The organism is Mesorhizobium australicum (assembly GCF_900177325.1).
In the GTDB taxonomy this organism is placed as follows: domain Bacteria; phylum Pseudomonadota; class Alphaproteobacteria; order Rhizobiales; family Rhizobiaceae; genus Mesorhizobium_A; species Mesorhizobium_A australicum_A.
The window spans coordinates 1-26,723 of record NZ_FXBL01000004.1 but is presented as its reverse complement, the minus strand read 5'-3'; the positions used below and the strand labels follow the sequence as shown (position 1 = coordinate 26,723).

The 26,723-nt window shown below is 65.5% G+C and carries 28 protein-coding genes; 21 read left to right on the top strand and 7 right to left on the bottom strand.

Features of this window, described 5'->3' with window-relative positions:
- Positions 1 to 216: 216 nt before the first annotated feature.
- Positions 217 to 2,919 carry an aconitate hydratase AcnA gene (acnA, locus tag B9Z03_RS02430; RefSeq protein WP_176247409.1) on the bottom strand — a complete coding sequence of 901 codons (2,703 nt, stop codon included), beginning with the start codon at positions 2,917 to 2,919 and terminating at the stop codon, positions 217 to 219.
- A gap of 276 nt (positions 2,920 to 3,195) precedes the next feature.
- On the opposite strand from acnA, the gene ccmA reads away from it, so the two are divergent.
- The 5 genes from ccmA (at position 3,196) to B9Z03_RS02405 (ending at position 6,221) form a co-directional block, all read left to right on the top strand.
- Entirely contained in the window at positions 3,196 to 3,810 is a 615-nt protein-coding gene (gene ccmA / locus B9Z03_RS02425; RefSeq protein ID WP_085462722.1) for a heme ABC exporter ATP-binding protein CcmA, read from the top strand.
- A gap of 172 nt (positions 3,811 to 3,982) precedes the next feature.
- Positions 3,983 to 4,648 carry a heme exporter protein CcmB gene (gene ccmB / locus B9Z03_RS02420; protein ID WP_085462721.1) on the top strand — a complete coding sequence of 222 codons (666 nt, stop codon included), beginning with the start codon at positions 3,983 to 3,985 and terminating at the stop codon, positions 4,646 to 4,648.
- A 76-nt stretch (positions 4,649 to 4,724) separates the two neighbouring features.
- The gene (locus B9Z03_RS02415) at positions 4,725 to 5,492 is read left to right on the top strand and encodes a heme ABC transporter permease (RefSeq protein ID WP_085462720.1); all 768 of its coding nucleotides are present in this window, start codon (positions 4,725 to 4,727) and stop codon (positions 5,490 to 5,492) included.
- On the top strand, positions 5,489 to 5,665 hold the full coding sequence (gene ccmD, locus B9Z03_RS02410) for a heme exporter protein CcmD (RefSeq protein ID WP_085462719.1): 177 nt from the start codon (positions 5,489 to 5,491) through the stop codon (positions 5,663 to 5,665). The genes B9Z03_RS02415 and ccmD overlap by 4 nt, the downstream gene beginning before the upstream one ends.
- Positions 5,649 to 6,221 (top strand): DsbE family thiol:disulfide interchange protein, encoded by a 573-nt coding sequence (locus B9Z03_RS02405; protein WP_085462718.1) that lies wholly within the window; start codon positions 5,649 to 5,651, stop codon positions 6,219 to 6,221. The genes ccmD and B9Z03_RS02405 overlap by 17 nt, the downstream gene beginning before the upstream one ends.
- Positions 6,222 to 6,224: 3 nt before the next feature.
- Here B9Z03_RS02405 and B9Z03_RS02400 read toward each other — a convergent pair whose 3' ends face one another.
- From B9Z03_RS02400 to B9Z03_RS02375, 6 genes are all read right to left on the bottom strand, one after another.
- On the bottom strand, positions 6,225 to 6,872 hold the full coding sequence (locus B9Z03_RS02400) for a septation protein A (protein WP_085462717.1): 648 nt from the start codon (positions 6,870 to 6,872) through the stop codon (positions 6,225 to 6,227).
- Entirely contained in the window at positions 6,872 to 8,677 is a 1,806-nt protein-coding gene (gene ftsY, locus B9Z03_RS02395; RefSeq protein ID WP_085462716.1) for a signal recognition particle-docking protein FtsY, read from the bottom strand. Before ftsY ends, B9Z03_RS02400 begins: the two co-directional genes overlap by 1 nt.
- Positions 8,678 to 8,681: 4 nt before the next feature.
- Positions 8,682 to 9,971, bottom strand: a complete 1,290-nt coding sequence (mtaB, locus tag B9Z03_RS02390; protein ID WP_085462715.1) for a tRNA (N(6)-L-threonylcarbamoyladenosine(37)-C(2))-methylthiotransferase MtaB — start codon at positions 9,969 to 9,971, stop codon at positions 8,682 to 8,684.
- Entirely contained in the window at positions 9,971 to 10,825 is an 855-nt protein-coding gene (gene dapF / locus B9Z03_RS02385; RefSeq protein WP_085467458.1) for a diaminopimelate epimerase, read from the bottom strand. The genes mtaB and dapF overlap by 1 nt, the downstream gene beginning before the upstream one ends.
- A 106-nt stretch (positions 10,826 to 10,931) precedes the next feature.
- Positions 10,932 to 11,093: a DUF1328 family protein gene (locus tag B9Z03_RS02380; RefSeq protein WP_085462714.1), complete on the bottom strand. Its 162-nt coding sequence runs from the start codon at positions 11,091 to 11,093 to the stop codon at positions 10,932 to 10,934.
- Between the two features lie 54 nt (positions 11,094 to 11,147).
- Entirely contained in the window at positions 11,148 to 12,227 is a 1,080-nt protein-coding gene (locus tag B9Z03_RS02375) for an MBL fold metallo-hydrolase (RefSeq protein WP_085462713.1), read from the bottom strand.
- A 360-nt stretch (positions 12,228 to 12,587) separates the two neighbouring features.
- On the opposite strand from B9Z03_RS02375, the gene B9Z03_RS02370 reads away from it, so the two are divergent.
- From B9Z03_RS02370 to B9Z03_RS02300, 16 genes are all read left to right on the top strand, one after another.
- On the top strand, positions 12,588 to 13,160 hold the full coding sequence (locus B9Z03_RS02370) for an AprI/Inh family metalloprotease inhibitor (protein WP_244561634.1): 573 nt from the start codon (positions 12,588 to 12,590) through the stop codon (positions 13,158 to 13,160).
- A gap of 22 nt (positions 13,161 to 13,182) precedes the next feature.
- Positions 13,183 to 14,337, top strand: coding sequence for a cell division protein ZapE (gene zapE / locus B9Z03_RS02365; RefSeq protein ID WP_085462712.1), 1,155 nt, complete (start codon positions 13,183 to 13,185; stop codon positions 14,335 to 14,337).
- A gap of 303 nt (positions 14,338 to 14,640) precedes the next feature.
- The gene (gene mdh, locus B9Z03_RS02360) at positions 14,641 to 15,606 is read left to right on the top strand and encodes a malate dehydrogenase (RefSeq protein ID WP_085462711.1); all 966 of its coding nucleotides are present in this window, start codon (positions 14,641 to 14,643) and stop codon (positions 15,604 to 15,606) included.
- A gap of 13 nt (positions 15,607 to 15,619) precedes the next feature.
- Complete coding sequence (locus B9Z03_RS02355) at positions 15,620 to 16,180, top strand: hypothetical protein (RefSeq protein ID WP_139832141.1); 561 nt, start codon at positions 15,620 to 15,622, stop codon at positions 16,178 to 16,180.
- Complete coding sequence (sucC, locus tag B9Z03_RS02350; RefSeq protein WP_085462709.1) at positions 16,180 to 17,373, top strand: ADP-forming succinate--CoA ligase subunit beta; 1,194 nt, start codon at positions 16,180 to 16,182, stop codon at positions 17,371 to 17,373. The genes B9Z03_RS02355 and sucC overlap by 1 nt, the downstream gene beginning before the upstream one ends.
- Before the next feature lie 53 nt (positions 17,374 to 17,426).
- Positions 17,427 to 17,729, top strand: coding sequence for a hypothetical protein (locus tag B9Z03_RS29280; protein ID WP_139832140.1), 303 nt, complete (start codon positions 17,427 to 17,429; stop codon positions 17,727 to 17,729).
- Entirely contained in the window at positions 17,656 to 18,078 is a 423-nt protein-coding gene (locus tag B9Z03_RS02345; protein ID WP_085462708.1) for a PIN domain-containing protein, read from the top strand. Before B9Z03_RS29280 ends, B9Z03_RS02345 begins: the two co-directional genes overlap by 74 nt.
- A 21-nt stretch (positions 18,079 to 18,099) precedes the next feature.
- Positions 18,100 to 19,002, top strand: coding sequence for a succinate--CoA ligase subunit alpha (gene sucD / locus B9Z03_RS02340; protein WP_085462707.1), 903 nt, complete (start codon positions 18,100 to 18,102; stop codon positions 19,000 to 19,002).
- A 111-nt stretch (positions 19,003 to 19,113) separates the two neighbouring features.
- Positions 19,114 to 22,110, top strand: coding sequence for a 2-oxoglutarate dehydrogenase E1 component (locus tag B9Z03_RS02335; RefSeq protein WP_085462706.1), 2,997 nt, complete (start codon positions 19,114 to 19,116; stop codon positions 22,108 to 22,110).
- A 26-nt stretch (positions 22,111 to 22,136) separates the two neighbouring features.
- The gene (gene odhB, locus B9Z03_RS02330) at positions 22,137 to 23,423 is read left to right on the top strand and encodes a 2-oxoglutarate dehydrogenase complex dihydrolipoyllysine-residue succinyltransferase (RefSeq protein WP_085462705.1); all 1,287 of its coding nucleotides are present in this window, start codon (positions 22,137 to 22,139) and stop codon (positions 23,421 to 23,423) included.
- A gap of 1 nt (position 23,424) precedes the next feature.
- A complete protein-coding gene (locus B9Z03_RS02325) occupies positions 23,425 to 23,676 on the top strand; it encodes a DUF4160 domain-containing protein (protein WP_085462704.1) in 252 nt (83 codons plus the stop codon).
- Complete coding sequence (locus B9Z03_RS02320) at positions 23,673 to 23,960, top strand: DUF2442 domain-containing protein (RefSeq protein WP_085462703.1); 288 nt, start codon at positions 23,673 to 23,675, stop codon at positions 23,958 to 23,960. The genes B9Z03_RS02325 and B9Z03_RS02320 overlap by 4 nt, the downstream gene beginning before the upstream one ends.
- 3 nt (positions 23,961 to 23,963) lie before the next feature.
- Complete coding sequence (locus B9Z03_RS02315) at positions 23,964 to 24,536, top strand: hypothetical protein (RefSeq protein WP_244561633.1); 573 nt, start codon at positions 23,964 to 23,966, stop codon at positions 24,534 to 24,536.
- Positions 24,533 to 24,952: a PaaI family thioesterase gene (locus B9Z03_RS02310; RefSeq protein ID WP_085462702.1), complete on the top strand. Its 420-nt coding sequence runs from the start codon at positions 24,533 to 24,535 to the stop codon at positions 24,950 to 24,952. The genes B9Z03_RS02315 and B9Z03_RS02310 overlap by 4 nt, the downstream gene beginning before the upstream one ends.
- A gap of 5 nt (positions 24,953 to 24,957) precedes the next feature.
- Positions 24,958 to 25,707, top strand: coding sequence for an SDR family oxidoreductase (locus tag B9Z03_RS02305; protein ID WP_432416983.1), 750 nt, complete (start codon positions 24,958 to 24,960; stop codon positions 25,705 to 25,707).
- A 24-nt stretch (positions 25,708 to 25,731) separates the two neighbouring features.
- Positions 25,732 to 26,723 (top strand): FAD-dependent oxidoreductase (locus B9Z03_RS02300; RefSeq protein ID WP_085462700.1); only part of this gene is annotated, 992 nt, incomplete at its 3' end.

The following is a 26,723-nucleotide window of genomic DNA, read 5'->3' as shown; positions in this document are numbered from 1 at the left end:
CGCTGCCGTATTTCGGCCGCTTTTCTTATCTGCCCAAAGCATAGGCAGACAAGCTTTCAACGGGAAGTCACGTTGGGGTGAGCGCTTCGTGGAGCCGCGGACCGGAATTGGCGGCCGTCAGGCCGTTTCGCGCTGAAGCTGGGCGATAGGCGTGAAAACGAACAACGCCGGGCGGAGGGGCCGCCCGGCGTCGTCTTTGGTAGCTACCGGCGGCGACTATGCCGCGAGGTCGCGCAGCACGTATTGCAGGATGCCGCCGTTCTTGAAGTAGTCGAGCTCGTCCAGCGTATCGATGCGGCAGAGGACCGGCACGTTCTTCACCGTGCCGTCGGCGAAGGTGATCTTCGCTACCATCTTCTGCCGCGGCTTGATGTTCTCGATCCCGTCGATCTCGACCGTCTCGTCGCCCTTGAGGCCGAGGGAGGCCCAGGAGGTGCCTTCCTCGAAGGTGAAGGGGATGACGCCCATGCCGACCAGGTTCGAGCGATGGATGCGCTCGAAGGACTGCGCGATGACGGCCTTCACGCCGAGCAGATTGGTGCCCTTCGCGGCCCAGTCGCGCGACGAGCCGTTGCCGTATTCGACGCCGGCGAAGATGACGAGCGGCACCTTTTCCTGCTGGTAGAGCATCGAGGCGTCGTAGATCGACATCTCCTCCTTCGACGGATAGTGGATCGTGTAGCCGCCCTCGCGGCCGTTCTCGCCCAGCATGTGATTGCGGATGCGGATGTTGGCGAAGGTGCCGCGCATCATCACCTCGTGGTTGCCGCGGCGCGTGCCGTACTGGTTGAAGTCGGCCACGCCGACGCCGTGGTCGGTGAGGTACTTGCCGGCGGGCGAAGCTGCCTTGATCGAACCGGCCGGCGAGATGTGGTCGGTTGTGATCTTGTCGCCGAACAGGCCGAGGATGCGGGCGCCCTTGATGTCGCCAATCTTGCCGAAGCCCTTGCCCATGCCGACGAAGTAGGGCGGGTTCTGCACATAGGTCGACTTGTCGTCCCACGCATAGGTCTGGCCCGACGGCGCCTGAACGGCCTGCCAATAAGCGTCGCCCTTGAAGACGTCGGCATATTTGCGGGCGAACAGTTCGCGGGTGACGTTCTTGGCGATGAATTCCTGGATCTCGGTGGTCGAGGGCCAGATGTCCCTGAGATAGACCGGCTTGCCGTCGCGGTCCTCGCCGATCGGCTCGGTGGTCAGGTCCTTGGTGACCGTGCCGGCGAGCGCGTAGGCGACGACCAGCGGCGGCGAGGCGAGATAGTTCGCCTGCACGTCGGGAGAGACGCGGCCTTCGAAGTTGCGGTTGCCGGACAGCACGGCGGCCGCGATCAGGCCCTTGTCGTTGATGGTCTTCGAGATCGGCGCCGGCAGCGGGCCGGAATTGCCGATGCAGGTGGTGCAGCCGAAGCCGACGAGGTTGAAGCCGATCTGGTCGAGCTCTTTCTGCAGGCCGGCCTTTTCGAGATACTCGGCCACGACCTGCGAGCCGGGGGCGAGTGAGGTCTTGACCCACGGCTTCTGCTTGAGGCCGAGGCGATTGGCGTTGCGGGCGAGCAGGCCCGCGCCGATCAGCACCGACGGGTTGGAGGTATTGGTGCAGGAGGTGATGGCGGCGATCACCACGTCGCCGTGGCCAAGATCGTAGTCGGTGCTCTCGACGGCGTAGCGCTTCGCCACATCGATGGTCTTCTTGTATTCGGTTTCCATCGCCTTGGCGAAGCCGGCGGCGATGTCCTGCAGCGCCTGGCGGCCTTCCGGACGCTTCGGGCCGGCCATCGACGGAACGACTTCGCCGAGATCCAGCTCCAGCGTGTCGGTGAACACCGGATCGGCGATCCCGTCATGACGCCACATGCCCTGGGCCTTCGAATAGGCTTCGACCAGGGCGATGCGGGCATCCGAGCGGCCGGAGGTGGTGAGGTAGTTGAGCGTCTCGCCGTCGACCGGGAAGAAGCCGCAGGTGGCGCCATATTCCGGCGCCATGTTGCCGATGGTGGCGCGGTCGGCCAGCGTCATCGAGGAAAGGCCGGGGCCGAAGAACTCGACGAACTTGCCGACGACGCCCTTCTTGCGCAGCATCTGGGTGACGGTGAGCACGAGGTCGGTGGCGGTGATGCCTTCCTTGAGCTTGCCGGTGAGGCGGAAGCCGATCACTTCCGGCAGGAGCATGGAGACCGGCTGGCCGAGCATCGCGGCCTCCGCCTCGATGCCGCCGACGCCCCAGCCGAGAACGCCGAGGCCGTTGATCATGGTGGTGTGCGAGTCGGTGCCGACGCAGGTGTCGGGATAGGCGGTCAGTTCGTCGTCCTCGTCGTTCGTCCAGACCACCTGGCCGAGATATTCGAGGTTGACCTGGTGGCAGATGCCGGTGCCGGGCGGCACGACGCGGAAGTTGCGGAACGCCTGCTGGCCCCATTTCAGGAACTTGTAGCGCTCTTCGTTGCGCTGATATTCGAGCTCGACGTTGCGGGCAAAGGCCATCGGCGAGCCGAATTCGTCGACGATGACCGAGTGGTCGATGACGAGGTCGACCGGCACCAGCGGGTTGATCTTCTCGGGATCGCCGCCGAGGGCCTTGATGCCGTCGCGCATCGCCGCGAGGTCGACAACCGCCGGCACGCCGGTGAAGTCCTGCATCAGCACGCGGGCGGGACGGTAGGCGATCTCGACGCCGGCCTTGCCCTTGTCGACCAGCCATTCAGCGACGGCTTCGATCGACTTCTTGGTGACCGAGCGGCCATCCTCGTTGCGAAGCAGATTCTCCAGCAGCACCTTCATCGAGAAAGGAAGCTGCGAGACGCCGGTCAGCCCGTTCTTCTCCGCCTCGATCAGGTTGAAGTAGACATATTCTGCGTCCCCGACCTTAAGCGTGCGTCGGGCGTTGAAGCTGTCGAGCGATTTAGGCACGATCAATCCCATCCTGGTCTGTTTCGCCGAAGCGGGAACGGACTCCTGAGGCATGACGCGCAAAGGCTGCGGGTACGGTCATTTCCGCTGCCCGTCCCCTGCGTTTTCCCGCTGGGAGAGCGGGTCGCGCGGGCTCGGCAATCTGTGGCTCCCCGTGCCGACCGCTGGCACAGTTGCCTGCTTCATAGAAGCTTTCTAAACAGGGCGCCAGTGCGACGAATGTGCAAATTTGCTGCGTCGCAAGAAATAGTTGCGCCGCGCTCTGTCAGGGCCGGGAAATGGGGACGGATGCGGCTTGTCGCGGACAATCTGGCGGGCGATCGCGGCGGCGAACCGGTCTTCGACGGCGTGTCTTTCGCGCTTTCGAACGGCGAATGCCTGATCGTCACCGGCGAGAACGGCAGCGGCAAGTCGACGCTGCTCAGGATCGTCGCCGGACTGCTGCCCGCCTCGGGCGGATCGGTGAAGCTCGAAGGTGGCGGAGAGGAATGGCCGGACGTGATGTCGGCCTGCCACCATCTCGGCGACCGCAATGCCATGAAGCCGGCTCTGACGGTGACGGAGAACCTGAAATTCCGTCAGGATTTCCTCGGCCGGCCGTTCCTGTCGGCGGAGGAGGCGCTGGAAGAGGTCGCCCTGCCCAGCGTCGCCTCGCTGCCCTTCGGCTATCTCTCGACGGGCCAGCGACGCCGCGTGGCGATTGCTGGCCTGCTGGTTGCCTTCCGCCCCGTCTGGCTGCTCGACGAGCCAACTGCCGGGCTCGACCTCGGCTCGGAACGGCGCTTTGCGGCGCTGATGCGGGCGCATCTGGAGGATGGCGGCATCATCGTCGCGGCGACGCACGTGCCGCTGGGGATCGAGGGGGCGAAGGAACTGGTGATGGGAGGCGGCGGAAGCAAGTGATCGCTTTGCGACAGGCGCCCCCTCCACCATGCTCCGCATGGTCCCCCTCCCCCGCTTCGCAGGGGAGGATCCGCGGTGATGACCGGCACGATCTGATCCTCCCCCGTTCACGGGGGAGGGGGACCGCCGAAGGCGGGGGAGGGGGCGCGGTGCAGTTGCGACGTGTCGCGTCATGCTAGCCCTCTACCTCCGCGATCTTCGCCTCGGCGTCCGCGCGGGCGGCGGCGCGCTGGTCGGGGTGCTGTTCTTTCTCGTCGTCATCACGGTGGCGCCGTTCGCGATCGGGCCGGAGATGAACCTGCTCGCCCGCATCGGCCCCGCGATGCTCTGGGTCGGCGCGCTTCTGGCCAGCCTGCTCGGCCTCGACCGATTGTTCCAGGCCGACCGCGAGGACGGTTCGCTCGACCTGCTGGTCATCGGCTCCAGCCGCCACATGATGGCGATGGTCGTCTTCGTCAAATGCCTGGCGCATTGGACGACGAGCGTGCTGCCGCTGGTCGTCGCCGCGCCGCTGCTGGCGCTGTTCATGAACATGAGTTTCGCTTCCGCGCTCGGCACGGCGCTGACGCTCCTCGTCGGCACGCCTGCGATCACCTTCATCGGTGCGGCGGGAGCCGCCGTTGCCGTGTCGCTGCCGCGGGGCGGGCTGCTGGTGACAGTCCTGGTGCTGCCGCTGGTGATCCCGGTGCTGATCTTCGGCGTCTCGGCCGCCTATGCGGTGACGGCGGAGCCCGACCCGTTCCTGCCGCCGTTCCTCATGCTCGTGGCACTCACACTGTTCTTCGCCGTGATCGGTCCGCTGGCTGCCGGATATGCGCTGAGACATGCGGCGGATTAGCCCGCCTCGCGGTTCGCTCACGCGAGGTTGATCCGCGTCAATTGCGCGCCGCATTCGCCCGGTCTATTTGGAGAGCATGAGCGATGCCGCCACACAGCCGCTGCGATTTGCCGACCTCGCCAATCCGACGCGGTTCCTCGACCTGTCGGGCAAGGCGCTGCCGTGGCTCGGCGCGCTCGCGCTTGTCGTCACGGGCATAGGCCTCGCCATGGGCTTCGCCGCGCCCGAGGACTACCAGCAGGGCATCACGGTCAGGATCATGTATATCCACGTGCCTTTCGCGTGGATTTCGATGATGTGCTACGTGGTGATGGCGCTGGCGGCCTTGGGCACGCTGGTCTGGAAACATCCGCTCGCCGACGTGTCGCTGAAAGCGGCGGCACCCATCGGCGCCGTATTCACCGCGCTCGCGCTCGCCACCGGGTCGATCTGGGGCCGGCCGATGTGGGGCACCTGGTGGGTCTGGGACGGGCGGCTGACCTCGGTCTTCGTGCTCTTTCTGATGTATCTCGGCCTGATCGCGCTCACCCGGGCGCTTGACGATCCGGCGCGGTCTGCCCGCGCGGCGGCGATCGTGACGCTGGTCGGCGTCATCAACATCCCAATCATCAAGTTCTCCGTCGAATGGTGGAACACGCTGCACCAGCCGGCGTCGGTGATCCGGCTCGATGGGCCGACCATTCATCCGAGCCTGCTCTGGCCGCTGCTGGTGTCGGCGCTGGGGTTCACGCTGCTGTTCTTCACGCTCCACCTGATGGCGATGCGTGCCGAGATCTGGCGCCGGCGCGTGGCCGTGATGCGCCGCATGATGGCGCGGCGGGCCGACCGCGAGGTTGCGGCATGAACCACGTCCTCTTCGTCACCGCCGCTTATCTCGTTTCGGCGCTCGGCCTTGCCGGCCTCGGTGCGTGGATTCTGCTCGACCAGCGGGCCCGGCAGAAGGAACTCGCGGATCTCGAAGCAGCCGGTGCGACGCGCCGCTCGGAACGGAAGGCCCGCAGTGACGCCGCAGGCTGAGCCCGCGCCCAGGCGCAGGGCCTGGCTCGCGCTGCTGCCGCTCGTGGCGTTCCTGGCGCTCGCGGCGCTGTTCATGACGCAGCTGATGTCCGGCAAGGACAATTCGGTCGTGCCCTCGGCGCTGATCGGCGCGCAGGCCCCTTCGACTGACCTGCCGCCTCTGGACGGCGTCGGCCTGCCCGGCCTCGCCTCGTCCGCCTTCGCCGGCAAGGTGACACTGGTGAACGTCTGGGCCTCGTGGTGCGCGCCCTGCCGTCAGGAGCATCCGCTGCTGATGGGCCTCTCAGCCGACAAGCGGATCGTCGTGACAGGCCTGAACTACAAGGACACGCCGGAGAACGCGCGCCGTTTCCTCGGCAGCCTCGGCAATCCGTTCGCCGCCATCGGCGTCGACGCAACCGGCTCGACGACGATCGACTGGGGCGTCTACGGCGTGCCGGAAACCTTCCTCGTCGGCAAGGACGGCCGCATCCTCTACAAGCATGTCGGCCCGTTCACGCCGGAATCGATCCGCGACGACCTGATGCCGCAGATCGAGAAGGCGCTGGCCGGCTGAGGCTTATTTCTTGCCGAGTTCCTCGGTCGAGTGCCGGATGATCAGCGGCATCTGCAGCAGCGTGAAGGCGATGGTGATGGGCATGATGCCCCAGACCTTGAACGCCACCCAGGTCTCTTCCGAGAAGTTGCGCCAGACCACTTCGTTGACGACGGCGAGGAAGAGGAAGAACAGGCCCCAGCGCAGCGTCAGCTTGCGCCAGCCTTCGGCGTCGAGCTTGAAGGCGGAATCGAAGACATAGCCGAGCAGCGACCGGCCGAAGAGCAGGCCGCCGAGAAGGACGCCGCCGAACAGCGTGTTGACGATGGTCGGCTTCATCTTGATGAAGGTCGCGTCCTGCAGCCAGAGCGTCAGGCCGCCGAAGACGAAGACCACCACGCCCGACACCAGCGGCATGATCGGCAGCGTGCGGGTCAGCGACCACGAGACGGCGAGCGCGATGGCCGTCGCGGCCATGAACAGGCCGGTGGCGATGAAGATCGGCCCGCCGAGATCGGCCAGCGCCGGGAAGCGCGCCGCCAGCCACTCGCCGCGCGCATTGGCGAAGAAGAAGACCAGCAGCGGCCCGAGTTCGAGCACGAACTTGAGCAGCGGATTGATCTCTTTCTTCTTCGGATCGGCCGGTTCGCGTTCGAGGATCGGTTCGTTCATCACTGCACTCCCGCGATCGCGCGCGCGAAATCGTTGGCGGAGAAGGGTTCGAGGTCGTCGACCTGCTCGCCGACGCCGATGAAATACACCGGCAGCTTGTGCTTCGCTGCGATGGCGACAAGGATGCCGCCACGCGCCGTGCCGTCCAGCTTGGTCATGACGAGGCCGTTGACGCCTGCGACATTGCGGAAGATCTCGACCTGGTTGAGGGCATTCTGGCCCGTGGTCGCGTCGACCGTCTGCAGCACCGTGTGCGGCGCATCCGGATCGAGCTTGCCCAGCACGCGGACGATCTTCTCCAGCTCGGCCATCAGCTCGGCCTTGTTCTGCAGCCGGCCGGCAGTGTCGATGATCAGCACGTCGGAGCCGGCCTCCTTGGCCTGGGCGAAGGCGTCATAGGCGAGGCCTGCGGCATCCGCTCCCAGCTTGGAGGAGATGACGGGCGAATTGGTCCGCTCGCCCCAGATCTTCAGCTGTTCGATCGCGGCGGCGCGGAACGTGTCGCCGGCGGCGAGCATCACCTTCAGCCCGCCCTCGTGAAGCTTCGCTGCAAGCTTGCCGATCGTCGTGGTTTTGCCGGTGCCGTTGACGCCGACGACGAGGATGACGTGCGGCTTGTGGCTGAGGTCGAGTTCCAGTGGCAGCGCGACCGGCTTCAGGACCTTCTCGATCTCCTGCGCCATCACGCCGCGCACCTCGGCGTCCGACACATCGCGGCCGAGACGGGTGGAGGCGAGCGTGTCGGTGACGCGCAGCGCCGTCTCGACGCCGAGATCGGCGCGGATCAGCACGTCTTCCAGGTCCTGCAGCGTGTCTTCGTCGAGCTTCTTCTTGGTGAAGACGCCGGCGATCGAGGAGGACAGTTCGCGCGAGGAGCGCGACAGGCCCTCGCGCATACGCTGGAACCAGCTCGGTCGCGGCGTCGGCGCGGCAGGCGCCACGGACTCGGCCTTGGCCTCGACCTTCTTCGCGACGGTGACCTTGCCGGCGGGCGAGGCCGGCGCAGGCGGCGCGACGACCGGCTGTGCGGCAGCCGCGGCCGGAGGCACTTCGACGGCCGGAGGCTCGGCTGCGACCGGCTCGGGTTCAGGCGCAACAACGGGCTCGACAGGCGGCTCGGGCGGGGCGACTGTTTCCGGCTCCGGCTCCGGCTCCGGCTCCGGCTCCGGCTCCGGCTCCGGCTCCGGCTCCGGCTCCGGCTCCGGCTCCGGCTCCGGCTCCGGCTCCGGCTCGACAATTGCCCGAGCCTCGACCGGCTGCTGCTCGACTTCAACCGACAGCGGTGCTTCCTGCGGCTCCGGCTCGGCAGGAGGTGCCGGCAAGGACGGTTCCGGCGCGATCTCGGCTTCAAGCGGGACGGAGGGAACCGGGTCCGGCACGCGGAGAGGCGGCAGGATCTCCGCGGCAGGCGCGGCCTCTTCGATTGGCTCGGATGCAGGTTCGGGCGCCGGTTCTGCCGGTGGTTCCGGCTCGGAGGCTGCGACCTCGGCCATGGGCGGCGCCGGAACGGACGTAGGTTCAGGCGCGACTTCGGCCTTCAGCGGCGTATCGGCAACCGGGCCGGGTTCGCGCACCGGCGGGAGGACATCGGCCTCCGGCAGGCTCGCGGCAACCTCCTCGACGGCCGGCATCGGTTCGACCGGTTCTCGTGCAGGTTGGACGTCGGGTGCGGCCGGCGCTGGCTGCTCCTCGATCCTGATATACGGCGCCAGTTCCGGCGGCTCCGTGGCCGGTGCCGGCTCGGGCTTCTGCTCCTCCGGCTTCCGGCCGAAGGAGAACACCTTCTTGATGAAGTCGAACGCCATCCGATCAGGCCGCCTGTCTCAGCGGCGCAGCGATGAGCCTGTCGCCGTCATGTCCCGTGACGATGCCGGGCAGGATCTCGCCTGGCTGGCCTTCCCCGATCGCCACCAGCGTAAAACCTTCCGTGCGGCCAAGACCGTCACGCTCGACGAGGATCGACTGTGTCGTTCCGGCGAGCGAGGCGAGATGGCGTCTGTGGGCCGCATCGCCCGCGGCCCGCAGCCTTGCCGCCCGCTCCTTCACCACCTCGCGCCGCACCTGCGGCATGCGCGCGGCGGGCGTCCCCTCGCGCGGCGAGAAGGGGAAGACGTGCAGATGGGTCAGGCCGCATTCCTCGACGATTTTCAGCGAATTCTCGAACATCGCCTCGGTCTCGGTCGGAAAGCCGGCGATGATGTCCGCGCCGAAGACGATATCGGGCCGCAGGTCTCGCACGTCCGCGCAGAAGCGGATCGAATCGTCGCGCAGGTGCCGCCGCTTCATCCGCTTCAGGATCATGTCGTCGCCGGCCTGCAGCGACAGGTGGAGATGCGGCATCAGCCGCCGCTCGCTCGCGATCGCTTCCATCAGGTCGGCGTCCGCCTCGATGGAATCGATCGAGGAGAGCCGCAGCCGCCTGAGGTCCGGCGTCTGGCGCAGTATCGCCTTCACCAGCTTGCCGAGACGCGGGCTGCCCGGCAGGTCGGCGCCGTAGCTCGTCATGTCGACGCCGGAGAGAACCACCTCGGCATAGCCGTTGCCGACGAGCCGCTTCACCTGGTCGACCACCGCGCCCATCGGTACGGAGCGCGAGTTCCCGCGCCCGTAGGGGATGATGCAGAAGGTGCAGCGGTGGTCGCAGCCGTTCTGCACCTGCACGAAGGCGCGCGCGCGGCCCTCGATCGCGTCGACCATGTGGGAGGCGGTCTCCTTCACCGACATGATGTCGTTGACGCGCACCTTCTCGAACAGGTTGACGCCGAAGTCGGGCAGAGCGCGATAGGAGTTGGCCTTCAGCTTCTCCTCGTTGCCGAGCACGAGGTCGACCTCGTCCATCGCCTCGAAGGTGCCGGGCTCGGTCTGCGCCGCGCAGCCCGTGACGATGATGCGCGCGTCCGGGTTCTCGCGCCGCGCCTTGCGGATCGCCTGGCGTGCCTGGCGCACGGCCTCCGCCGTCACCGCGCAGGTGTTGAAGACGACCGCACCGCCATCGAGCTCGCCGAGCCCTGCCGCCGTCGCCTCCCGGCGCATCACCTCGGATTCGTAGGTGTTCAGCCGGCAGCCGAAGGTGACGATGTCGATGCCCTTGCCGGCCATCACGCCGCGCTTTCGGTTTCGCGCGCCCAGGTGCCGGTGGCGGGATCGAAGGTGCCGGAGAATTCCCATTCGGCCGGTCCGGTCATGACGACGTGGTCGTTGCCGCGCCATTCGACGGTGAGCGTGCCGCCGGGCTGGGTGATCCTGACGATGCGATCCGTGCGGCCGGTGCGCGCGGCAGAGACCGCGGCGGCGCAGGCGGCGGAGCCGCAGGCGCGCGTCAGGCCCGCGCCGCGCTCCCAGGTGCGCATGATCAGCGCGTCGCGCGAGACCACCTGCGCGATCGAGATGTTCGCCTTTTCCGGAAAGATCGGATGGTTTTCCAGCAGCGGCCCGAAGCGGTCGAGATCGTACGACCAGACGTCCCGGTCGACCCAGAAGACGGCGTGCGGGTTGCCCATCGACATCGCCGAGGGCGAATGCAGCACCGGATTATCGATCGGCCCGACCTGCAGCTCGATCGCACGCGTATCGGCGAATTCCTCCGCGAGCGGGATATCGTCCCAGCCGAACCGCGGCACGCCCATGTCGACCGAGATCAGCCCGTCGGCATGTTCCTGTGCGGAGAGGATGCCGGCGACGGTCTCGAAGGTGAACAGCTTCTGCCCGGTCTCGGATGCAAGCGCCTGGACGACGCAGCGCATGCCATTGCCGCAGGCCTGCGCGCGGGACCCGTCGGAATTCAGAATCTCGACATAGTAGTCTGTGCCGGCCGTCTTCGGATCGTGGATCGCCATGATCTGGTCGAACTTGGTCGCCGGATCGGCGTTGAGCGCAACCGCGGCGGCGGGCGATACGCGCGCGGACGTGCCGCGCATGTCGGCAACGATGATTTCGTTGCCGAGCCCGTTCATCTTAGCGAATTGCACGTCCGGAGCCGTCACGGCCGAAGTTCCCTGTGATCTCGCCGCTATATGGCGGAACCGGCCCGAAATTACCAGTGTCGCAAGGCAGGCGCCGTCAGGCGATGACGACGATGCCGAGGATCACCAGCAGGAACAGGATCAGCAGGATGCCGATCAAAAGCTTCGCGCCGGTCATGGCGGCGCCCGAGATCGCGTTGAAGCCGAGCAGACTCGCCACCGCCGCGACGATGAGAAGAATGACGATCCATTTGATCATGGGATGCTCCCTCGCTTGCGAGGGGAGAACGCGTCGAGGCTGAGAGCGGTTCCGTCAGGTGGCGGCGGCCGGCACGTCCCATACCTCGCCCGGCTGCATCGCCCGGAAGCGGTCGTTCACAATGCCCTCGGCGTCGAGCGCGGCGTGGAGGCGCTGTCGCGGCTCGTCTACCGCTTCGTTGGTGAGCTGAAACGTGCCCCAGTGCATGCCCGCCGCATGCTCCGCGCCGAGAAGCCGGAAGCCGGCGACCGCCTCTTCGGGGTTCTGGTGGTGCGGTTCCATGAACCAGCGCGGCTCGTAGGCGCCGATCGGCAGCAAAGCGAGGCGGAAGCCGCCATGTTTGCGGCGGGCGAGCTCGTAGTTGCGGCCCTCATGAAAGCCGGTGTCGCCGCCGAAGTAGACGTTGCCGGCGGGCGTTTCGATGGTGAAGGCCGACCATAGCGCCATGCGGCGGTCGCCGGCACCGCGCGCCGACCAGTGATGGGCCGGCTCGACATGCACCGAGGCGCCGCCGACATCGATCCGCTCGTCCCAGTCGTGCGTCGAGATGCGGATGCCGGGTGCAGCCTTGCCTATGATCGCGTCATTGCCGAGCGGCGTGATGACGTGCGGATCGCGGGCGGCCTTCAGCCGCGCCAGCGTCGCCGCGTCCATGTGGTCGTAGTGGTTGTGGGTGACGAGCACATAGTCGATCGGCGGCAGGTCGTCGAAGGCGATGCCGGGCGCGTTGACCCGCTTCGGGCCGGCGAAGGAGAAGGGAGAGGCGCGCGGCGACCAGACCGGATCGGTGAGGAAATTCAGCCCGCCGGCCTGGATGAGCAGCGAGGCGTGCCCGACCATCGTGACACGCAGCGCGTCCGCGGCAAGGCGCGGCTCGGGCTTCGCCTGCGGAAACGGGCTCGGCCATGCGGCGGGCCACTTTGCCTTGCCGCCGCCAAACTGCCAGCGCATCAGATCGAGGAAGCCGCTGGGTTCCTTGCCGTCGGGGTTGAAGAACAGCCTGCCGTCGAAATGATCCGAAGCGGCTCCTTGGTAGTAGGCATTCTCGGCCCGGGCTCGCGACACTGCGAATCCTCCTGCTGCGGCGCTCAGCCCTCCTAGTCCAAGTAATGAAAGCGCGGCGCGTCGGTTCATCGCGCCAGAGATAGGCAAGAGAACCTTGCGCGCAACCGTCCGCCGGTGGATTGAGATGTGGATCGGATGAAATGGTTGTGAAAGAAGCGCCTCGGCGAACCCTGGATGCCGGCCGACGAGTTCGGACGGGCGCTGCCGCGCGGCTTTGAACTCGATTTCCCGGTGTCGGGAAGGGCGATCTGACGCAACGTCATCCTTTGGCCTGGCAGGAAATTCCACTTTCGTACGCCGCTTTCGGCTCGCCAAAACCGAATATTAACCCTATTGGCCTCGAACTGTTCGTAACATCGCCACGTTTGTAGTGATTGGACTGCTGGACGGGGCGCCTGCAATATGTCCGCACCCGGCGGAGAGGACGACATGGCGAGTGAGATGGCCCTTTTCCACACGATCCCGACGCGCGGTCTGATGATCGCCTGCGCGGCGCTCGCCATTGCGGGCTGCAGCACGTCGCGTTTCGACACGGTCGACACACGGCCGGCGCCGCTCAACCCGGCGCCCTCCGGCACGGTCACCTCCAATCAGCTTCCGCCTCCCTCGCCTGCCGGCCCGACCGATCCGTCGGCTTTCCCGCCGGCGCCTGGCACGAGCACCACCGATCCGCAGGTCGCTGCGGGACCCGCGGTTCCCCCCGCCGCTCCGGCCAATGCGCCCGACGTCACCAAGGAAGCCATGGTCGGCGCGTGGAAGGTGAATGCTGGTGGCGGCGGCTGCCAGATGATGCTCAGCCTCACCAAACAGGCCTCGGACTTCCGCGCCGCCTCGCTGCGCTGCCCGGGCGACGCGGCCAATGTCGCGGCCTGGAACGTCGCCGGCAAGCAGGTCGTGCTCAAGGACAACACCGGCAACGTGGTCGCGCGACTCTACTCCTCCGGCGCCGAGAAGTATGACGGGCAGACGGCTGGCGGCGTGCCGATCAGCTTCTCCCGTTAGTCGTTCACCTCGGCCGGTCTCCATGACCTCTCATGCCGGGCTGGCAGCCTATCCCTCGCTGCGGCACGATTACGGCCGCCTGGTCGAGAAGGGCGAGATCTCGCGCGATCCCGTCCAGGAGGCGCTCGCGATCCGCTTCGACCAGCTGATCGTCGAGCTCGGCGCGTCGAACGCCGCGGCCAAGACCAATGCGCTCGGCTGGCTGTTCGCGCGCAGGAAGGCGCCGCCCACCGCGCGCGGCCTCTACGTCTATGGCGGCGTGGGGCGCGGCAAGACCATGCTGATGGACATGTTCTTCCGCCTGGCGCCCTTGAAGAAGAAGCGGCGCGCGCATTTCAACGAGTTCATGGCCGACGTGCACGACCGCATCGGCCTGCATCGCGCGGCGCTTAAGGCGGGCACGGTCAAGGGCGACGATCCGATCCCGCCGGTGGCGGCCGCGATCGCCGCCGAATCGCGCCTTCTCTGTTTCGACGAGTTCACGGTCACCGACATCGCCGACGCGATGATCCTGTCGCGCCTGTTCACCGCGCTGTTTTCCAACGGCGTCACGCTCGTCGCCACCTCGAACGTTGCGCCGGACGATCTCTACCGCGACGGGCTGAACCGGGGGCTGTTCCTGCCGTTCATCCAGACGCTCAAGGACAATGTCGATGTGGTCGCGGTCGACATCCCGACCGACTACCGGATGCTGAAGCTCAGCCACCTGCCGGTCTACGTCACGCCGCTCGGCCCGGCCGCCGACGCACAGATGGACGAGGCTTGGGCGGCGGCGACCGAGGGGCGCAGCGAGGCGCCTGCGAAGCTCGAGGTGATGGGGCGCCACGTGAATGTGCCGCGCGCCTGCGGCAAGGCGGCCCGATTCACCTTCGCCGATCTGTGCGACGCGCCGCTCGGCGCGCGCGACTATCTCGCCATTGCCGAGCGCTTCGACACGATTTTCATCGACCATATCCCGGTGATGGACCAGACCCGGCGAAATGCGAGCAAGCGCTTCATCCTGCTCATAGACACGCTCTACGACCGCCATATAAGGCTGGTCGCGAGCGCGGAGGCCTCGCCCGATCGCCTTTACGCTGGGCGCGAAGGGGTTACGGAAGCCTTCGAATTCGCGCGCACCGCCTCCCGTCTCAACGAGATGCAGAGCCGGGAATGGGTGGAGGCGACGGGTGCCTGAACGAGCGGCAGATCGCGCCTTTTGACTGCCCGCGCAGTTTCCAATGCCGACGACTGCCTATTTGTTGGCTTATATTTTGACGTTTACGTAAATCAAAAAAGTATTAACCGATTGAATTTATTCGATCCAAAATAATCGGTTGAATTTTTCTTCAGGCCGGCCTAATGCCTCCGCCGGTTTCGTCGGCACCGAGCCGGCGGCGCGGGCGTATGTCACACAGATTTCGATTTGTGCGGATAAGCCCCGACGGTTTCAACTCCGCCGGCCGCGAGTGGACCCGGCGATGCGCAAGGAACGGTTCGCATGGCACGCAACAAGATTGCCCTCATCGGCTCGGGTATGATCGGCGGCACGCTCGCCCATCTGATCGGGCTCAAGGAACTCGGCGACGTCGTTCTGTTCGATATCGCCGAAGGCGTCCCGCAGGGCAAGGGCCTGGATATCGCGCAGTCGGCCCCGGTCGAGGGCTTCGATGCCCGCCTCCAGGGCGCCAACGACTACTCGGCGATCAAGGATGCGGACGTCTGCATCGTCACCGCCGGCGTGCCCCGCAAGCCCGGCATGAGCCGCGACGACCTGCTCGGCATCAACCTCAAGGTGATGGAGCAGGTGGGCGCCGGCATCAAGAAGTATGCGCCGAAGGCCTTCGTCATCTGCATCACCAACCCGCTCGACGCCATGGTCTGGGCGCTGCAGAAGTTCTCGGGCCTGCCGAAGACGCATGTGGTCGGCATGGCCGGCGTGCTTGACTCGGCCCGCTTCCGCCACTTCCTCGCCGACGAGTTCAAGGTGTCGGTCGAGGACGTCTCGGCGATGACGCTTGGCGGCCACGGCGACGACATGGTGCCGCTCACGCGCTACTCGACCGTCGCCGGCATTCCGCTGCCCGACCTCGTCAAGATGGGCTGGACCACCAAGGAGAAGCTGGACGCCATCGTCGAGCGCACCCGCAAGGGTGGCGGCGAGATCGTCGGCCTGCTCAAGTCCGGCTCGGCCTACTACGCGCCGGCGGCCTCGGCCGTGTCGATGGCGGAGGCCTATCTCCGGGACAAGAAGCGCGTGCTGCCCTGCGCCGCGCATCTTTCCGGCCAGTACGGCCTCAAGGACATGTATGTCGGCGTGCCGGTGGTGATCGGCGCCGGCGGCGTCGAGCGCGTCATCGAGATCGACTTCAACAAGGCCGAACAGAAGATGTTCGAGAAGTCCGTCGCCGCGGTGCAGGGCCTCTGCGAGGCCTGCGTCGCCATCGCCCCGAACCTCGGCAAGTAAGGCATCCGGCTAGATGCGTAAGCCGGTCCAAATAGCTACTGGGTTACTACTTCTCCTTGCCGGAGGAGTGGTAGCTTGGTGGTTGTTGTCGGCCGTTGCTCAATACGTTCTGGGGTTGGATAAGGCTCTGGCGCCGGCTGTTATCGGCGGATTTGTAACCGTTGCGTTGGCAATCTTCGCGTTTTGGCGTGATCGCGCCAAATCGCGAGCGGAAGCGCATAGAGAAAATAAAATCGAAGTATATTCGATATTCTACGATATAATATTCAAGCTTTTAGAGATGCAAAAATCTGACGAAAGCTACAATATTGAGAATGATCCAGAATTTCAAAAGAAATGGTTTCAAATGACCAGAGGTGTTCTGTTCTATGGGTCGCCTGAGGTTGTGGATGCATTTTCAAAGTTTAAGGTCAGCGATGGATCGGCTGGGGATCCTCTAGCGGCGATGCGGAATATTGGGAGAATCTTACTTGCAATGCGCAAGGATATTGGCTTGTCCAATTGGGGGCTTAATGAGCTTTCCATCCACCAGATTTATGTGAACGACGACGTTCGCAAGATAGGAAAAGGCTGATGAACATCCACGAATACCAGGCCAAGCAGATCCTCAAGAGCTACGGCGCGCCGGTCGCGGACGGCGTGGCGATCCTCAAGGCGGACGAGGCGCAGAACGCGGCCCGCTCGCTGCCCGGCCCGCTCTACGTCGTGAAGAGCCAGATCCACGCCGGCGGCCGCGGCAAGGGCAAGTTCAAGGAACTCGGCCCCGACGCCAAGGGCGGCGTGCGCCTTGCCAAGTCGATCGACGAGGTCGTGCACAACGTCAAGGAGATGCTGGGCAACACGCTGGTCACCAAGCAGACCGGCGAGGCCGGCAAGCAGGTCAACCGCCTCTATATCGAGGACGGTGCCGACATCGACCGCGAGCTTTATCTGTCGATCCTCGTGGACCGCTCCGTCGGCCGGGTCGCCTTCGTCGTCTCGACCGAGGGCGGCATGGACATCGAGGCGGTCGCCCATGACACGCCGGAGAAGATCGTCACGATCGCCATCGATCCCGAGAAGGGCGTGACGGCCGACGACGTGAAGAAGATCAACGATGCTTATGGCCTGTCGGGCGACGCGGCGAAGGACGGCGAGAGCCTGTTCCCGATCCTCTATAAGGCCTTCCTCGAGAAGGACATGAGCCTGCTCGAGGTCAACCCGCTGATCGTGATGAAGAACGGCCGCCTGCGCGTGCTCGACGCCAAGGTGTCGTTCGACAACAACGCGCTGTTCCGCCATCCCGAGATCGTGGAGCTGCGCGACACGACCGAAGAGGACGAGAAGGAAATCCAGGCGTCCAAGTATGACCTGGCCTACGTCGCGCTCGACGGCAATATCGGCTGCATGGTCAACGGCGCCGGCCTCGCCATGGCGACGATGGACATCATCAAGCTTTACGGCGCCGAGCCGGCGAACTTCCTCGACGTCGGCGGCGGCGCGAGCAAGGAGAAGGTCACCGCGGCGTTCAAGATCATCACGGCCGATCCGGCCGTGAAGGGCATCCTGGTCAACATCTTCGGCGGCATCATGAAGTGCGACGTCATTGCCGAGGGCGTGATCGCGGCTGTCAAGGAAGTCGGTCTCAAGGTGCCGCTGGTGGTGCGCCTCGAAGGCACCAATGTCGAGCTGGGCAAGAAGATCATCAACGAGAGCGGCCTGAACGTCATCTCGGCCGACGATCTCGACGACGCAGCGAAGAAGATCGTCGCGGCGGTCAAGGGTTGAAGATTCACACATAATCACACATATTCGACCTGTGTGATTATGTGGAGGCTGAGATGAAGAACATTACCCTCGCGATCGACGAAAGGCTTCTCGAACAGGCGCGCAGCCTGGCCGAGAAGCGCAAGACGTCGCTTAACGCGATGGTTCGGTCGCTGCTGGCTCACGAGGTCGAGCAGGCCGACCGCATCGAGTGGGCCCGCGAAGGCATGCGCAAGCTGATTGAAGAAAAGCAGAGACGAGGGGAGAGCGGCGCACCTTTTGTGTGGAACCGCGATGAGATCTATGCCGAACGAGAAGATCGAATCATTTCTCGACTCGAACGTCCTCCTCTACGCGGCTTCGGAGAGGAGTCGTGATCCACGCCGTTTCGACATCGCGATTGAACTTGTGCTCGGAAGTCTCTTCGGGATCTCGGGCCAAAGCCTGGCCGAATTCACCAACGTCGCGAGGCGCAAGAAGCTGCTCAGCGATCCGGAAATCGATCAATGGCTGGCATTCCTGGGCACGTTTCCCTTCGTTCCGGTCGACCAGACCTATGTCATGGCAGGGTTCGACGCCGCACGCCGCTATCAACTCAAATACTACGACGCCGCTCTGCTTGCTGCGGCCGAGCGCCTCGGCGCGCCGGTCTTCTACACGGAAGACCTCAATCACAACCAGGTCTACGGCTCGGTCCGCGCCGTCAACCCTTTCCTAGAACCCTGACGCACCGGAGTTTCGTTCCGCATGTCCATTCTCATCGACAAGAACACCAAGGTCATCGTGCAGGGCCTGACCGGCAAGACCGGCACGTTCCACACCGAGCAGGCGCTGGCCTATTACGGCACCCAGATGGTCGCCGGCATCCATCCCAAGAAGGGCGGCGAAAAGTGGACCGGTTCGAAGGGCGAGACCCTGCCGATCTTCGCCACCGTCGGCGAGGCCAAGGAAGCAACCGGTGCAACCGCTTCGGTCGTCTACGTTCCGCCGGCGGGCGCGGCCGAGGCGATCATCGAGGCGATCGAGGCCGAGGTGCCGCTGATCGTCTGCATCACCGAGGGCATCCCTGTCATGGACATGGTCAAGGTCAAGGCGCGGCTCGACCGTTCCAAGTCCCGCCTGATCGGACCGAACTGCCCGGGCATCGTCACGCCCAACGAGTGCAAGATCGGCATCATGCCCGGAAACATCTTCAAGAAGGGCTCGGTCGGCGTTGTTTCCCGCTCGGGAACGCTTACCTATGAGGCAGTCTTCCAGACCTCCAACGAAGGCCTCGGCCAGTCGACGGCGGTCGGCATCGGCGGCGACCCGGTGAAGGGCACCGAGTTCATCGACATGCTCGAAATGTTCCTCGCCGACGACGAGACCAAGTCGATCATCATGATCGGCGAGATCGGTGGTTCCGCCGAGGAAGACGCGGCGCAGTTCCTGCGCGACGAGGCCAAGCGCGGCCGCAAGAAGCCGATGGCCGGCTTCATCGCGGGCCGCACGGCTCCTCCCGGCCGCACGATGGGTCACGCCGGCGCGGTGATCTCTGGCGGCAAGGGCGGCGCGGAAGACAAGATCGCGGCGATGGAAGCCGCGGGCATCAAGGTTTCGCCCTCACCGGCGCGTCTCGGCAAGACGCTGGTGGAAGCGATCAAGGGCTAAGGGAGTAGGGCAATACGGCAGTAGGGCAGTAGGGGACCAGCATATTGCCCTACTGCGTTACTGCCCTACTCCCCTCAACTAGGAGACGGAGCGCGGCGCTCCGACACGACAATGGCAAGGCAAGATCAGGCCAACGACCAGTTCTCGGTGACATCGTTCCTCTATGGCGGGAACGCGGACTATATCGAGCAACTCTATGCCGACTGGCAGGCGAACCCGGCCTCCGTGAACGAGGAATGGCGCGAGTTCTTCGGTGCGCTGAAGGACGACGCGGCGATCGTGGTCAAGAACGCCGAAGGCGCTTCGTGGCAGCAGAAGGGCTGGCCGCAGGCGGCGAACGGCGAACTGGTCTCCGCGCTCGATGGCAACTGGGGCCAGATCGAGAAGGCGGTCGAGAGGAAGATCCGCGACAAGGCCAACGGCGCTGCGGTCGCCGCGACGGCGACGGATGCCGACGTACAGCGCGCCGCGCGCGATTCCGTCCGTGCGTTGATGATGATCCGCGCCTACCGCATGCGCGGCCACCTGCACGCCGATCTCGATCCGCTCGGCATCGCCAAGCCGCTGGAAGACTACAACGAGCTGTCGCCCGCCAGCTACGGCTTCACCGAAGCGGATCTCGACCGGCCGATCTTTATCGACGGCGTGCTGGGTCTCGGCGAATACGCCACCATCCGGCAGATGCTGGAGATCGTGAAGCGCACCTATTGCTCGACGCTGGGCGTCGAGTTCATGCACATCTCCGATCCGGCCGAAAAGGCCTGGATCCAGGAGCGCATCGAGGGTCCGGACAAGGGCGTGTTCTTCACCGCCAACGGCAAGAAGGCGATCCTGCACAAGCTGGTCGAGGCCGAGGGCTTCGAGCAGTTCATCGACGTCAAGTACAAGGGCACCAAGCGCTTCGGTCTCGACGGCGGCGAGTCGCTCATCCCGGCGCTCGAGCAGATCATCAAGCGCGGCGGCTCCATGGGCCTGAAGGAGATCGTGCTCGGCATGGCCCATCGCGGCCGCCTGAACGTGCTGACCAACGTGATGGCCAAGCCCCACCGCGCGGTCTTCCACGAGTTCAAGGGCGGGTCCTACGCGCCTGACGACGTCGAAGGCTCCGGCGACGTCAAGTATCATCTGGGCGCCTCGTCGGACCGCGAGTTCGACAACAACAAGGTGCACCTGTCGCTGACGGCGAACCCGTCGCATCTCGAGATCGTCGACCCCGTGGTGATGGGCAAGGCCCGCGCCAAGCAGGACCAGCTCTACGGGCGCACCCGCGAAGAGGTGGTGCCGCTCGAGGAGCGCGCGAAGGTGATGCCGCTGCTGCTGCATGGGGACGCCGCCTTTGCCGGCCAGGGCGTGATCGCGGAAATCCTCGGCCTGTCGGGCCTGCGCGGTCATCGCGTGGCGGGCACCGTGCATTTCATCATCAACAACCAGATCGGCTTCACCACCAATCCGCGCTTCTCGCGTTCTTCGCCCTATCCGTCGGACGTGGCGAAGATGATCGAGGCGCCGATCTTCCACGTGAACGGCGACGATCCGGAAGCGGTGGTCTATGCCGCGAAGGTGGCGACCGAGTTCCGGATGAAGTTCCACAAGCCGGTCGTGGTCGACATGTTCTGCTACCGCCGCTTCGGCCACAACGAGGGCGACGAGCCGGCCTTCACGCAGCCGCTGATGTACAAGAACATCCGCGGCCGGCAGACCACGCTGCAGATCTACGCCAGCAAGCTGATCGCCGAGGGCGTCGTCAGCGAGGCCGAAGTCGACAAGATGAAGGCCGACTGGCGCGCGCATCTGGAGGCGGAGTTCGAAGCCGGCCAGTCCTACAAGCCCAACAAGGCCGACTGGCTCGACGGCGCCTGGTCCGGCCTGCGCACCGCCGACAGCCAGGACGAGCTGCGTCGCGGCAAGACGGCCGTGCCGGTGAAGACGCTGAAGGAGATCGGCAAGAAGCTGACCGAGACCCCGAAGGACTTCGAGGCTCACAAGACGATCCAGCGTTTCCTCGATGCGCGCCGCAAGATGATCGACACCGGCGAGGGCATCGACTGGTCGACGGCCGAGGCGCTCGCCTTCGGTGCGATCCTGCTCGACGGCAATCCGATCCGGCTCTCCGGCCAGGATTCCGAGCGCGGCACGTTCTCGCAGCGCCATTCGGTGCTCTACGACCAGCGCGACGAAAACCGCTACATCCCGCTGAACAATCTCGGCCCGCAGCAGGCCAACTACGAGGTCATCAACTCGATGCTCTCGGAAGAGGCGGTGCTCGGCTTCGAATACGGCTATTCGCTCGCCGAGCCCAAGGCGCTGACGCTGTGGGAAGCCCAGTTCGGCGACTTCGCCAACGGTGCGCAGGTGGTGTTCGACCAGTTCATTTCGTCGGGCGAGCGCAAGTGGCTGCGCATGTCGGGTCTCGTCTGCCTCCTGCCGCACGGCTATGAGGGCCAGGGTCCCGAACATTCGTCGGCACGCCTTGAGCGCTTCCTGCAGCTCTGCGCGGAAGACAACATGCAGGTCGCCTACTGCACGACGCCGGCCAACTATTTCCACATCCTGCGCCGTCAGCTGAAGCGCGACTTCCGCAAGCCGCTGATTCTGATGACGCCGAAGTCGCTGCTGCGCCATAAGCGCGCCGTGTCGACGCTGGCCGAGATGTCGGGCGAGAGCTCGTTCCACCGCCTGTTGTGGGACGATGCGCAGATGCTGCCGGACCAGCCTATCAAGCTCGTGAAGGATTCGAAGATCCGCCGCGTCGTGCTCTGCTCGGGCAAGGTCTATTACGATCTCTACGAGGAGCGCGAGAAGCGCGGCATCAACGACATCTATCTGCTGCGCGTCGAGCAGCTCTACCCGTTCCCGGCCAAGGCGCTGATCAACGAGCTGTCCCGCTTCCGCGGGGCGGAGATGGTGTGGTGCCAGGAAGAGCCGAAGAACATGGGCGCCTGGTCGTTCATCGATCCGTATCTGGAATGGGTGCTGGCCCATATCGACGCCAAGCACCAGCGCGTGCGCTACACCGGCCGTCCGGCCGCCGCGTCGCCCGCGACCGGCCTGATGTCCAAGCATCTGGCGCAGCTCGAGGCGTTCCTCGAAGACGCGCTCGGCAACTGAACCGAACACAGCGAGAAGGCAGACCGATGGCCACCGAAATCCGTGTTCCGACACTCGGCGAATCCGTCACCGAGGCAACCGTCGGCAAGTGGTACAAGAAGGCCGGCGACAGCATCGCCGCCGACGAGACCCTGCTCGAACTCGAGACCGACAAGGTGACGGTCGAGGTGCCGGCGCCGGCCGCGGGCGTGCTTGCCGAAATCGCCGCCCAGGAGGGCGAGACGGTCGGGCTGGGCGCTCTGCTCGGCACCATCGGCGAGGGCAGCGGCGCTCCTGCCAAGCCGGCCGCAAAGGCCGAGGCGAAGCCTGAAGCCGTCGCTCAGGCTGCGGGCGCTTCCGGGGCAAACACCACCAAGGAGGCGGCCGAGAAGACCGCCAAGATCGCCGGCGAGGGCCCGGTTGAGAAGCGTGACATGCCGCCGGCTCCGGCCGCTGCGAAGCTTCTCGCCGAGAACAACCTCTCGGCCGACCAGATGACTGGCTCCGGCAAGCGCGGGCAGGTGCTCAAGGGCGACGTGCTCGACGCGATCGCCCGTGGCGCGCCGTCGCAGCCGGCCGAGACGCCCACCGCGCCCCCGGCTGCGGTGCGTGCTCCGGTTCCTGCCGACGACGCGTCGCGCGAGGAGCGGGTGAAGATGACCCGTCTGCGCCAGACGATCGCGCGCCGCCTGAAGGACGCCCAGAGCACGGCCGCCATGCTCACCACCTTCAACGAGGTGGACATGAGCGGGATTATGTCGCTGCGCTCCAAATACAAGGACGTGTTCGAGAAGAAGCATGGCGTGAAGCTCGGCTTCATGGGCTTCTTCACCAAGGCAGTGACGCACGCACTGGCCGAGATTCCGGCGGTGAACGCCGAGATCGACGGCACCGACATCATCTACAAGAACTTCGCCCATATCGGCGTCGCTGTCGGCACCGACAAGGGTCTCGTCGTTCCGGTCGTGCGCGACGCGGATGGCATGTCGATCGCCGAGATCGAAAAGGAGATCGGCCGGCTCGGCATCGCAGCCCGCGACGGCAAGCTGTCGATGGCCGACATGCAGGGCGGCACGTTCACGATCTCGAATGGCGGCGTCTACGGCTCGCTGATGTCGACGCCGATCCTCAATGCGCCGCAGTCCGGCATCCTCGGCATGCACAAGATCCAGGATCGGCCCGTCGTGGTCGGAGGCCAGATCGTCATCCGCCCGATGATGTACCTGGCGCTGAGCTACGACCACCGCATCGTCGACGGCAAGGAGGCCGTGACCTTCCTGGTGCGGGTCAAGGAAAGCCTGGAGGATCCGGAAAGGCTCGTGCTGGATCTGTAACATGCCGACGGTGGCGGTGGTCGATGGCGCGAAGATACAGTTTTTCGCAGTCGAACATCCGCCACCCCACTTTCACGTGGCCTCCGGTGGCTATCGTGCGCAGATCTCGATCGATCCGTTGCGGCTGCTGAACGGATATCTACCGCCCGCGAAGCTCTCAGCTGTGCTATCGTGGGCCTCGACCAGACAAGCGGCACTGATGGCTGCTTGGAATGCCATGGGTGAACATCGTCTGCCAGGGCGGATCGAATGAAACGACCACTGCATATCCTGACGGCGGAGGCTGTCATACCGGGCGTGCTGAAAGTCGTCTGGAGCGATGGCTACGAGGGTATCGTCGACATCCGGGGCCTCATGAAGGCCGGTCCTGTCTTCAAGCCGCTTCAGGACGCCGATTACTTTCGCTCCGTCAAAGTGGATGCCTTCGGCCACTCCATCTACTGGGGCGAGGAATATGCCGAGGATGTCGACTTCGGATGCGACCGCCTCCGCGAAATGGCGGAAGACCAGGCTGCCCTTCTGGCGAAGGCAAGCTGACACGTGCCGAAGCATGCCAGGCCACGGTCCTATGCACGGCAGGCGGCGATCGACGATCGGCGTTTGATTGTCGGGCATGCAAACCGCGCGATCGGCGCGATCCTGATGATCGCCCTTTCAGGAATTGCCGCTCCATCCCTCGCCGCCTGCCCGCAGGAGCTGTCCGTCTATTCCGAGCCCGAGGCGAATGCCTCGCTCGAATTCACGCCGGCGAGCGACAATCCCTCGATCTCGCACTCCTTCAAGATCAAGTTCCCCGAGAACGCCGTCATCCTCGACGGCATCGTGATGTGGACCGAAGGCGTGGCGCGGCCGATGGGCATCGTCATGCACCAATGTCCGGAGGGCGATGTGACCGGTGAGGAACTCGACGCCTGCACCGTCTGGCAGGGCGTCGTCTACGCCGTCGACGGCCAAGGCAAAGTCGAGCTGCTGCCGCCTCAAGGCGCCGACGCGGCGGAGCAGTTGCTGCTGCCGGATTTCGCGCCGGCGCTGAGGCAGTCCTCGGCCTATGGCTTGGCTGGCGTCTCGAAGATGCCATGGGATGCCTTCAGGATGTCGGGATGCCAGGAATGACGGCGTCACGCGATATCATCGCCATCATCAATGCCCTGCCCTTCGTCAAAAATCATGGCGTCGAGCTGGTCGCGATCGAGGACGGCGTCACGCAGGTGCGCATGCCCTTCGACGCGACCTATTCCACGCCTCCCGGCCTGTTTCCGACGGCGATGGTCGGGCTGGTCGGCGACGTCGCCGCCATCGCCGCCTGCTATGCCGTCGCGCCAGCGGGTCATGCCTGCGCGACGCTCGACTATACGGTCAAGAACACCGGTCTCGCGCAGGGCGAGGAGCTTCTCGCCGAGGGCCGGGTGCTGATGGCCGGAAAGACGGTTTCGGTCGGCGCCGCCGATGTCTATGTGATCGACAAGGGCGAACGCCGGCCATGCGGCACGGTGCTGGCGACCGCCCGGGTCTACAAGGTGAAGGATTGAGCGCCGTGAGCGGAAAGGCTCTCCTCGTCACCGGCGGCAGCCGGGGCATCGGCGCAGAGACCGCCAGGCTCGCGGCATCGCGAGGCTGGCGCGTCGCGGTCAACTATGTCTCCGACCAGGTATCCGCGGACGCCGTCGTGGCGGAGATCGAGGCCGGCGGCGGCGAAGCCTTTGCGGTCCAGGGCGATGTGGGCGCCGAAGCGGACGTGCTCGCCATGTTCGCCGCCGTCGACGCCCGTTTCGGCAGGCTCGACGGGCTGGTCAACAATGCCGGCATCGTCGACCGCAAGGCGCGCGTCGACGAGATGAGCGTCGCGCGGCTCGAACGGATGATGCGCGTCAACATCGTCGGTTCATTCCTGTGCGCCCGCGAGGCGGTGAAGCGCATGTCGACGCGGCATGGCGGGCAGGGCGGCGTGATCGTCAACCTGTCGTCGGCCGCGGCCAGGCTCGGCAGCCCGGGCTGGTATGTCGACTATGCCGCCTCGAAAGGCGCCATCGATACTCTGACCACCGGGCTCGCGCTCGAGGTTGCCGGCGAGGGCATCCGCGTCTGCGGCGTGCGTCCCGGCATCATCGCGACCGACATCCATGCCTCCGGCGGCGAACCGGACAGGATCGAGAAGGTGCGCGCCGGTCTCCCCATGAAAAGGGAAGGCAGGCCTGAGGAAATTGCATCGGCCATCGTCTGGCTTTTGTCCGGCGAGGCATCCTATATCACCGGCGCGACGCTCGATGTGAGCGGCGGGCGCTGAACCAGCACGACAGGAGACCCGGCGATGGCCTATGACGTGATCTTTATCGGAACCGGCCCCGGCGGTTATGTCGGTGCGATCAAGGCGGCACAGCTCGGCCTGAAGACCGCGGTGGTTGAAAAGCGCGAGACCTATGGCGGCACCTGCCTCAACATCGGCTGCATTCCGTCCAAGGCGCTGCTGCATGCGTCCGAGATGTTCGCCGAGGCGGAGCATTCCTTCGACGCGCTCGGCATCGAAGGCGTGAAGCCGAAGCTCAACCTCGCCAAGATGATGGCGCACAAGGATGCGACCGTCGCCTCCAACGTCGGCGGCGTCGCCTTCCTGTTCAAGAAGAACAAGATCGACGCCTTCCGTGGCACGGGCAGGATCGTCGCCCCCGGCAAGGTCGCCGTGACCGGCGAAGACGGCAAGGTGACCGAGGTCGAGGGCGCCAACATCGTCATCGCCACCGGCTCCGACGTCGCCGGCATTCCCGGCGTCAAGGTCGATATCGACGAGAAGGTGATCGTGTCGTCCACCGGCGGCATCGCGCTCGACAAGGTGCCGGCCAATCTGGTCGTCGTCGGCGGCGGCGTGATCGGGCTGGAGCTCGGCTCCGTCTGGGCGCGCCTCGGCTCCAAGGTGACGGTCGTCGAATATCTCGACACCATCCTCGGCGGCATGGACGGCGAGATCTCCAAGCAGTTCCAGCGCATGCTCGCCAAGCAGGGCATCGACTTCAAGCTCGGCGCCAAGGTGACGGCGGTCGAGAAGGGCAAGAAGGGCGCGACGGTAACCTTTGAGCCGGTGAAGGGCGGAGAGCCGGAAACGCTGGCCGCCGACGTCGTGCTGATCGCGACGGGCCGCCGGCCCTATACCGACGGTCTGGGCCTCGAGGAGGTCGGTGTCGAGCTGGAGCGTGGCCGGGTGAAGACCGACGCCCACTACCAGAGCAACGTCAAGGGCATCTATGCCATCGGCGATGTGATCGCCGGGCCGATGCTCGCCCACAAGGCCGAGGACGAGGGCATCGC

What these genes read in the sequence shown, in the direction of transcription:
- B9Z03_RS02335 (WP_085462706.1), top strand. Translation starts at nt 19,114, where the DNA reads ATGGCAAGGCAAGATCAGGCCAACGACCAGTTCTCGGTGACATCGTTC.
- B9Z03_RS02380 (WP_085462714.1), bottom strand. Translation starts at nt 11,093, where the DNA reads ATGATCAAATGGATCGTCATTCTTCTCATCGTCGCGGCGGTGGCGAGT.
- zapE (WP_085462712.1), top strand. Translation starts at nt 13,183, where the DNA reads ATGACCTCTCATGCCGGGCTGGCAGCCTATCCCTCGCTGCGGCACGAT.
- B9Z03_RS02325 (WP_085462704.1), top strand. Translation starts at nt 23,425, where the DNA reads ATGCCGACGGTGGCGGTGGTCGATGGCGCGAAGATACAGTTTTTCGCA.
- dapF (WP_085467458.1), bottom strand. Translation starts at nt 10,825, where the DNA reads ATGAACGGGCTCGGCAACGAAATCATCGTTGCCGACATGCGCGGCACG.
- sucC (WP_085462709.1), top strand. Translation starts at nt 16,180, where the DNA reads ATGAACATCCACGAATACCAGGCCAAGCAGATCCTCAAGAGCTACGGC.
- B9Z03_RS02415 (WP_085462720.1), top strand. Translation starts at nt 4,725, where the DNA reads ATGAGCGATGCCGCCACACAGCCGCTGCGATTTGCCGACCTCGCCAAT.
- ccmB (WP_085462721.1), top strand. Translation starts at nt 3,983, where the DNA reads ATGCTAGCCCTCTACCTCCGCGATCTTCGCCTCGGCGTCCGCGCGGGC.
- odhB (WP_085462705.1), top strand. Translation starts at nt 22,137, where the DNA reads ATGGCCACCGAAATCCGTGTTCCGACACTCGGCGAATCCGTCACCGAG.
- sucD (WP_085462707.1), top strand. Translation starts at nt 18,100, where the DNA reads ATGTCCATTCTCATCGACAAGAACACCAAGGTCATCGTGCAGGGCCTG.
- B9Z03_RS02320 (WP_085462703.1), top strand. Translation starts at nt 23,673, where the DNA reads ATGAAACGACCACTGCATATCCTGACGGCGGAGGCTGTCATACCGGGC.
- B9Z03_RS02345 (WP_085462708.1), top strand. Translation starts at nt 17,656, where the DNA reads ATGCCGAACGAGAAGATCGAATCATTTCTCGACTCGAACGTCCTCCTC.
- ccmD (WP_085462719.1), top strand. Translation starts at nt 5,489, where the DNA reads ATGAACCACGTCCTCTTCGTCACCGCCGCTTATCTCGTTTCGGCGCTC.
- B9Z03_RS29280 (WP_139832140.1), top strand. Translation starts at nt 17,427, where the DNA reads ATGAAGAACATTACCCTCGCGATCGACGAAAGGCTTCTCGAACAGGCG.
- B9Z03_RS02375 (WP_085462713.1), bottom strand. Translation starts at nt 12,227, where the DNA reads ATGAACCGACGCGCCGCGCTTTCATTACTTGGACTAGGAGGGCTGAGC.
- ccmA (WP_085462722.1), top strand. Translation starts at nt 3,196, where the DNA reads ATGCGGCTTGTCGCGGACAATCTGGCGGGCGATCGCGGCGGCGAACCG.
- acnA (WP_176247409.1), bottom strand. Translation starts at nt 2,919, where the DNA reads ATGGGATTGATCGTGCCTAAATCGCTCGACAGCTTCAACGCCCGACGC.
- B9Z03_RS02355 (WP_139832141.1), top strand. Translation starts at nt 15,620, where the DNA reads ATGCGTAAGCCGGTCCAAATAGCTACTGGGTTACTACTTCTCCTTGCC.
- B9Z03_RS02370 (WP_244561634.1), top strand. Translation starts at nt 12,588, where the DNA reads ATGGCGAGTGAGATGGCCCTTTTCCACACGATCCCGACGCGCGGTCTG.
- mdh (WP_085462711.1), top strand. Translation starts at nt 14,641, where the DNA reads ATGGCACGCAACAAGATTGCCCTCATCGGCTCGGGTATGATCGGCGGC.
- ftsY (WP_085462716.1), bottom strand. Translation starts at nt 8,677, where the DNA reads ATGGCGTTCGACTTCATCAAGAAGGTGTTCTCCTTCGGCCGGAAGCCG.
- mtaB (WP_085462715.1), bottom strand. Translation starts at nt 9,971, where the DNA reads ATGGCCGGCAAGGGCATCGACATCGTCACCTTCGGCTGCCGGCTGAAC.
- B9Z03_RS02400 (WP_085462717.1), bottom strand. Translation starts at nt 6,872, where the DNA reads ATGAACGAACCGATCCTCGAACGCGAACCGGCCGATCCGAAGAAGAAA.
- B9Z03_RS02310 (WP_085462702.1), top strand. Translation starts at nt 24,533, where the DNA reads ATGACGGCGTCACGCGATATCATCGCCATCATCAATGCCCTGCCCTTC.